The organism is Streptomyces sp. NPDC102514, from assembly GCF_055584525.1.
In genome coordinates this window covers 241,218-247,674 of the sequence record NZ_JBVJLW010000010.1, presented here as the reverse complement: position 1 = coordinate 247,674, position 6,457 = coordinate 241,218, and the positions used below count along the sequence as shown (strand labels likewise).

The following is a 6,457-nucleotide window of genomic DNA, read 5'->3' as shown; positions in this document are numbered from 1 at the left end:
GGGGCGTCCGGTCAGTTGTGGGTGCGGTCCGCGGTGTGGGAGGTCGCGAAGTCCCAGACCACCGGCAGGAGTTGTTCCGGCGTCTCGGACTGGGGCATGTGGCCCGTGCCCTCCAGCAGGCGGAACTCCGCGCCGGGGATGGCCTGCGCGTACGCGCGTCCGTAGGCGGAGTCCACGACCTGGTCGCTCGCACCCCAGGCGACCAGGGTCGGGTGGCCGATCCTGGCCAGGCGGTCGGTCAGTGTGGGGTCGGCCATGTCGTGCGGGCCCGAGTAGACCTGGAGCGCGGCACGGTTGGCCCCCATGACCGCGCGCTGCTCGTCGGAGAGGGCGTTCGGGTCGAAGCGGAACTTCGAGAGGTCGTGGAACGAGAGGCGGGCCAACTCGGGCGGCGTGAGCGAGAACGTGTCGGCTATCGGATGACCCTCGACGCGTACGCCGACCGCGTTGACGAGGGTGACGCTGCTGATCCGCCCGCTGCCCAGGGCCGCCAGTTCGGCGGCGATCCAGCCGCCGATGGAGTTGCCCACCACGGCCACGTCCCGCAGGTCCAGCTCCTCAAGCAGCTGGGCGTAGACCTGGGCCAGGGTCGGGACATCGGTCAGCCACTCGGGGCGGACCGTGCCGCCGAAGCCAGGGTGGAAAGGGGTGAAGACCCTCGCGGGCCGCTGTCCGGCCAGGAAGCCGGCGAACGGGGTGACGGTCTGCGGACCGCCGCCCCCGTGCAGCAGCAGGAACGGGCGCCCCTCCTGCCCCTGCAGGTCGACGGTGACGTCGACGGTGCCCTGGTCGAGCTTGAGCGTGTGGGTGGTGGCGGCCATGCGGTGCTCCTCAAGTGTGCGCTCTCTTCATGAGAGCTGACTCTCAGGAGCTTACGGAGGTCGAGTATCGTCATGCAAGTGAACTCTCATACCGAGAACCCGCTGTTATCGTGTGGGTGACCGTGACCGTGACCGTGACCGTGACCGCGACCGTCACGGTGTGCGAGTGCCGACGAGAGAAGAGGGAGCGCGGGGATGGCGACCCAGGCCGGTGCGGGCCGCACCAACCAGAAGCAGCGCACGCGGACGGCGATCCTGTCGGCCGCACGTGAGTTGATCGACGCGGGCTCCGAGGTGACCATGCCCGCGATCGCCCGCGCCGCCCTCGTCTCCGAGGCCACCGCCTACCGGTACTTCCCCGACCTTCCCTCGCTGATCAGTGAGGCGTTGGCCGGTGCCTGGCCGCCTCCCGAGGAGGCGCTCGCCCCGGTGGCGGGCTCCGCCGATCCCGTCGAGCGCATCGCGTTCGCCTGCGACTATCTGCTCCGCGGCATCCTCGCCAGGCAGGGGTCGGTGCGCGCGATGATCGCGGCCACCGTCACCCGCCCGGAGGCGGTGGCCGCCCGCCCCGGCATCCGCTTCGGGCTCATCGACCAGGCGCTCCTCCCGCTGGAGGACATGCTCGGCGCCGCCGACCCGGAGGCGTTCGCTCAGCTCAAGCGCGGTCTGGCGGTCGTGGTGAGCGCCGAAGCCCTCTTCGTACTCACGGACCTGTGCGGGCTCGAAGCGGACGAGGCCGTCGCCAGTGCCGTGCGGACCGCGGTCTCGCTGACCCGCGCCGCCACCCACCCGCCGGCGTGACCGCCGAGCCGTTCATCGTCGCGCGACACTCGACGCTCGACCCGTAAAGCTCAGCCCTCAGTTCTCAGCTCTCAGCCCTTGGACGTCAGCCCTCGGTGCGCGGCCCCGCGTACCCCACCGTGCCGAGGCTGAGCAGGACGTGCCGCTCGGCGACCTCGTCGGCGGTCAAGGGGCCGTCGACGCGGTACCAGTTGGCCACGCCCTGGCACATGATGAGGATCGCGCGCACCGCGTCCGCCGGGATCGGTGTGGTGAACGCGCCCTCGCGGATGCCGGCCCGGACGGTGTCCAGCAGCATGTGCTGCAGATAGTCGCGCAGCGCCACATAGCGCGCGCGGTTCTCGGGCTCCAGGCTGCGGATCTCCGTGTCCAGGAAGGCCATGCCCTTGCGGTTGGCCATGTAGAGCACGATCGACTCCACCATGCCGCAGAAGCGTGGCAGTGGATCGTCACCCGCCTCGGCCGCCGCGGCCCGGCAGCGGTCCAGGACGTCCCTCATGGACGTCTCCAGCAGTGTGGCGAGCAGGGCCTGTTTGTTCTCGTAGTGGTAGTACAGCGCGGGCACGGTGACGCCGACCCGGGAGGCGATGTCCCGCACCGAAGTGCCGTGGTAGCCATGCTCGTTGAAGGCCTCCATGGCGTGCAGGAGGATGGGGTGCAGATCGAGCGGACCGTACGAGCGCCAGTGCTGCGCGGGGGCGACGGCGGCCCGGCTCGGTTCGCTGCTCAACTGCGCTCCTCGGATGGCTCGGTGGCGAGTGACATCGTATGTCGGCGGGATCCCGTGCGCGGGAAATGGCCGCTTATCGATCGATCAGCGGAAGAGGCCGAGCGTGCATCAAGGGTGGTCACTCCCGAGGCGTTGACCGTTCCCTCCACTACTTCTACTGTCTTAGCGAACGCTCAGTAGGTAAGTGTGACGCCCGTGCGAACCGAACCCGCCCGTCTGCTGGAGCGCGTCAAGGAGTGGCTGTGACAACCGAACTCCCGGCACGACCCCCCGCCGAACAGACCCTGCCGCTGCTGCTGGAACGCAACGCGCGTCTGTACGCCCGACTGCCCGCCCTCTCCTGGCAGGCGCCGGGCGGCACTGGGCTGGACGACACCGGCCCGGACGACAGTGGCCCGGAAAGCAGTGGACCGGGCGGCGCCGGCCCGGACGAGGACGGCTGGGTCACCCTGACCTGGGCGCAGGCCAGGGACCACACCACCCGCCTCGCGGCGGGCTACGCGGCACTCGGCGTGGGCCGCGGCGACCACGTGCTGCTCATGATGGCCAACCGGCCCGAACACTGGCTCTCCGACCTGGCGTTGGTGCGCCTCGGTGCCGTACCGGTCACCGTCTACGGCACCTCCGCCCCCGAACAGGTCGCCCACATCGCCCGCAACTGCCGGGCCCGGGTCGCCGTCGTCGAGGGGGCCGCTCAAGTGGCCCTCTGGGAGCCGCTGTTGGCGGACGTCGGTGTTCCGCTGGACCGGATCGTCGTGGTGGAAGCCGGCGAGGAGGGCAGCCACTTCCCCTATGCCGCCCTGGGGCGGGAGCCGGTGCCGGAGCGGTTCGAGAAGACCCTGGACGCCGCACGCCCCGAAGACCCGCTGACGGTCGTCTACACCTCGGGGACCACCGGTGAGCCCAAGGGCGTCGTCCTCAACCACCGCCATGTGCTGGCCAACGCGTCGGCGCTGGACGAGGTGGTCGAACTGCCGCCGCACGTCGAGCACATCTGCTACCTGCCCTTCGCCCACATCGCCGAACGGATGCTCGGCATCTACCTGCCCGTCCACCGCGCCTCGCACGTCCACCTGTGCGCCGACCCGACGGGCGTGGCCGGGATCGTGCGCAAGGTGCGCCCGGCCCAGTTCTTCGGCGTACCGCGGGTCTGGGAGAAGCTGGCGGCGGCCGTCCGGGCCGTACTGCCGCGGCTGCCCGCGGAACAGCAGGCGGCGATCGAGGAGGCCACCCGGGTGGCCCGGGAGCACGTCGGGTACCGGGAGCGGGGCGAGCGGCCGCCCGCCGCACTCGAAGAGGCCTATGCCCGGCAACGGACCGAGGTACTGCTGCCGTTGCTGGCCGCGGGCGGCCTGGACCGGATCAGCTGGGCGGCCAGCGCCTCGGCTCCCATGTCGATCGACGTGGTGCGGTTCTGGGCCGGATTCGGCATCGTGATCATGGACGCGTGGGGGCTCACGGAGACCACGGGAGTGGCGACCACCAACAGCCCGCGCACCGGCTTCCGGCTGGGTTCGGTGGGGCGTCCCGTCTCGTCCGTGGAGGTCCGTGTCGCCGGGGACGGTGAGATCGAGGTGCGCGGCTCGACCGTGTTCTCCGGCTATCTGCGCGAGGACGGCACGGTGGGGCCGGTGGTGGACGAGGAGGGCTGGCTGCGGACCGGTGACATCGGCCGTCTCGACGACGACGGCTATCTGTGGCTCACCGACCGCAAGAAGGAAATGATCGTCACGTCGACGGGCAAGAACGTCTCCCCGGCGCTCGTGGAGAACGCCCTCAAGGAGCACCCGCTGATCGGCCAGGCCCTGGTGCACGGCGACAACCGCTCCTACCTCGTGGCGCTGCTGGTGCTCGACGCGGAGGCGGCCCCCGCCTGGGCCGAGGCCCACGGCATCGACAAGGACACCGGCCCCGGGGCGCTGGCGTCCCTGGCGGCGCATCCGGTCGTACGGGAGGAAGTGGACCGGGCGGTGGCGGCGGCCAACGCGCGGCTGAACCGCACCGAGCAGGTCAAGCGGTATCGGCTGCTCGCGGAGGAGTGGGGCCCGGCCACGGGGGAGCTGACCCCGTCCCTGAAGATGAAGCGCCGGGTCATCCGGGACAAGTACGCCGTCGCGCTGGGGGAGTTGTACGAGGACTGACCGCCGGGCCAGGCATGCGTGACGGCGGGCGCCCCACTCCGCGGAAGGGGTGGGGCGCCCGCCGTCCGCCGGTGCCCGGCAGGCGGGACTTTGCGGACACGCCCTAGAGCCCGTAGGTCCTGCCGATCACGTCCCGCTGGATCTCGCTCGTCCCGCCGTAGACGGTGGAGACGACCGCGGCGCGCAGATGGCGTTCCATGTCGTACTCGGTGGCGTAGCCGTAGCCGCCCATCATCTGCATGCCTTCCAGGGCCGCCCGCTTGGCGGTCTCGGTGGCCTTGAGCTTGGCCATGGACGCCTCGCGCGAGAACCGCCGCTCCGGTTCGGCGTCGCAGTCCAGGGCCACCTCGCGCACCAGCAGCCGGGTGCACTCGATCTCCGTGGCGAGGTCGGAGATCCGGTGGCGCAGGGCCTGGAACGAGCCGACGGGACGGCCGAACTGCTCACGTTCGCGTACGTATCCGACGGCGTCGTCGAACGCGCGGCGGGCCAGGCCGAGCATGGAGGCGGCAAGGAAGAGCCGCTCGTGGTCGAGGCCTGCCATCAGCTGCCGCCAGCCGTTGTCGACCTCCCCGACGACCGCGTCGGCGGGCAGCCGGACCCCGGCGAGGTGGACGTCGTTCACCTCGCGCCCGCCCATGGTCTCGATGCCCCGGATCTCCACGCCGGGTGTGTCGGCCGGGAGGTGGAACATGGTGAGCCCCGCGTGCTTGTCCCCGGAGGTCCGGGCCACCAGCAGGATGCTGTCGGCGATATGGGCGTTCGAGATCCAGGTCTTCTGACCGTCGATCACCCAGTCCCCGTCGGGGCCGCGCCGCGCGCGGCACGTGAGCGCCCCCACATCGGAGCCGGCGCCCGGTTCGGACATCGCGATCGCGAGGACCCGGCCCCGCCCGACACCCGTGAGCACCTGCCGCTTCTGCCGTTCGGTGCCGAACCGTTCGTACGCCTTGGCGGTGATGACGCTGGTGACGAAACCGCCAGCCGGGACCATTCCGTACGACGTCTCCTCAAGGAAGAGACAGGCGTCGGCCACTCCGCCGCCGGAACCGCCGTACTCCTCGGGCAGACACACTCCGAGCCAGCCGATTTCCGCGAGCCTGCCGTAGAGGCCGGGGTGGTGCCGGTCGCGGCCGCCCCCGGTCAGCTCGTCCCGCTGTTCACGTGTGCCGCACTCGCGTTTGGCGAAGTCGCGGACCGCCGCGACGAAGTCGGACTGTTCCGGGGTGAGTCGACTGCCCATGAGGTCCTCCGGGTTTCGGACGGTTACAAAGAGATGGTAGATGTTTCACCGTCTCTTGGGTGGATCTCGGGCGGTATCGTGAGGAGCACCATGACGACTTCTGCGAACGACTCCCTGCTCGCCCGGGCCATCGCCCGCCCGGAGACGGAGGAAAAGGTGGCGCGGCGCATCCTGGACGCCGCGCTGGAACAGTTCACGACGTTCGGCCTGCGCCGCTCCTCCATGGACGACGTCGCCAAGCGGGCCGGGGTCTCCAGGGTCACGGTCTACCGCCGCTTCCAGACCAAGGACGGACTGGTCGAGGCCTGCCTGCTGCGCGAGGGCAGCAGGTTCTTCCAAACACTCGACACGGCGGTTGCGGGCCTGCCGACCATGCAGGAGCGGGTCGTCGAGGGCTTCGTGGTGGCGCTGCGGCACACCAGGGCACACCCGCTCTTCGGCGGCCTGCTGCGCCTCGAACCCGAAGTGGTACTGCCTTATCTGACCGTCCAGGGAGGTCCTTCCCTGGAGGCCACCTGCGACTATCTGACGGCACATCTGCTCCGCGCCCAGCAGGTCGAGGGACGCGGCGACTCCGACCCCCGGCCGGTCGCCGAACTCATGGTCCGTGTCGCCGTCTCCTTCCTGCTGAACCCGTCGAGTTGCATCGAGATGGAGGACGAGGACCAGGCCCGCGCCTTCGCCCGCCGCTATCTCGCCCCGCTCCTGGACGCCTGACGGC

The 6,457-nt window shown here is 70.6% G+C and carries 6 protein-coding genes; 3 read left to right on the top strand and 3 right to left on the bottom strand.

Features of this window, described 5'->3' with window-relative positions; genetic code table 11:
• Positions 1-11: 11 nt before the first annotated feature.
• Positions 12-821 (bottom strand): alpha/beta fold hydrolase, encoded by an 810-nt coding sequence (locus tag ACZ60E_RS25920; RefSeq protein ID WP_469443443.1) that lies wholly within the window; start codon positions 819-821, stop codon positions 12-14.
• Between the two features lie 195 nt (positions 822-1,016).
• Between ACZ60E_RS25920 and ACZ60E_RS25915 the strand changes: the two genes are divergently transcribed.
• Complete coding sequence (locus tag ACZ60E_RS25915) at positions 1,017-1,622, top strand: TetR/AcrR family transcriptional regulator (RefSeq protein WP_469443440.1); 606 nt, start codon at positions 1,017-1,019, stop codon at positions 1,620-1,622.
• Positions 1,623-1,707: 85 nt separating this feature from the next.
• On the opposite strand, the gene ACZ60E_RS25910 is transcribed toward ACZ60E_RS25915, so the two are convergent.
• Positions 1,708-2,352: a TetR/AcrR family transcriptional regulator gene (locus ACZ60E_RS25910; RefSeq protein ID WP_469443439.1), complete on the bottom strand. Its 645-nt coding sequence runs from the start codon at positions 2,350-2,352 to the stop codon at positions 1,708-1,710.
• Between the two features lie 236 nt (positions 2,353-2,588).
• On the opposite strand from ACZ60E_RS25910, the gene ACZ60E_RS25905 reads away from it, so the two are divergent.
• Complete coding sequence (locus ACZ60E_RS25905; protein ID WP_469443436.1) at positions 2,589-4,493, top strand: AMP-dependent synthetase/ligase; 1,905 nt, start codon at positions 2,589-2,591, stop codon at positions 4,491-4,493.
• Between the two features lie 103 nt (positions 4,494-4,596).
• On the opposite strand, the gene ACZ60E_RS25900 is transcribed toward ACZ60E_RS25905, so the two are convergent.
• A complete protein-coding gene (locus ACZ60E_RS25900; protein WP_469443434.1) occupies positions 4,597-5,736 on the bottom strand; it encodes an acyl-CoA dehydrogenase family protein in 1,140 nt (379 codons plus the stop codon).
• A gap of 90 nt (positions 5,737-5,826) precedes the next feature.
• Between ACZ60E_RS25900 and ACZ60E_RS25895 the strand changes: the two genes are divergently transcribed.
• Positions 5,827-6,453, top strand: a complete 627-nt coding sequence (locus ACZ60E_RS25895; protein ID WP_384799391.1) for a TetR/AcrR family transcriptional regulator — start codon at positions 5,827-5,829, stop codon at positions 6,451-6,453.
• Positions 6,454-6,457: the final 4 nt, after the last annotated feature.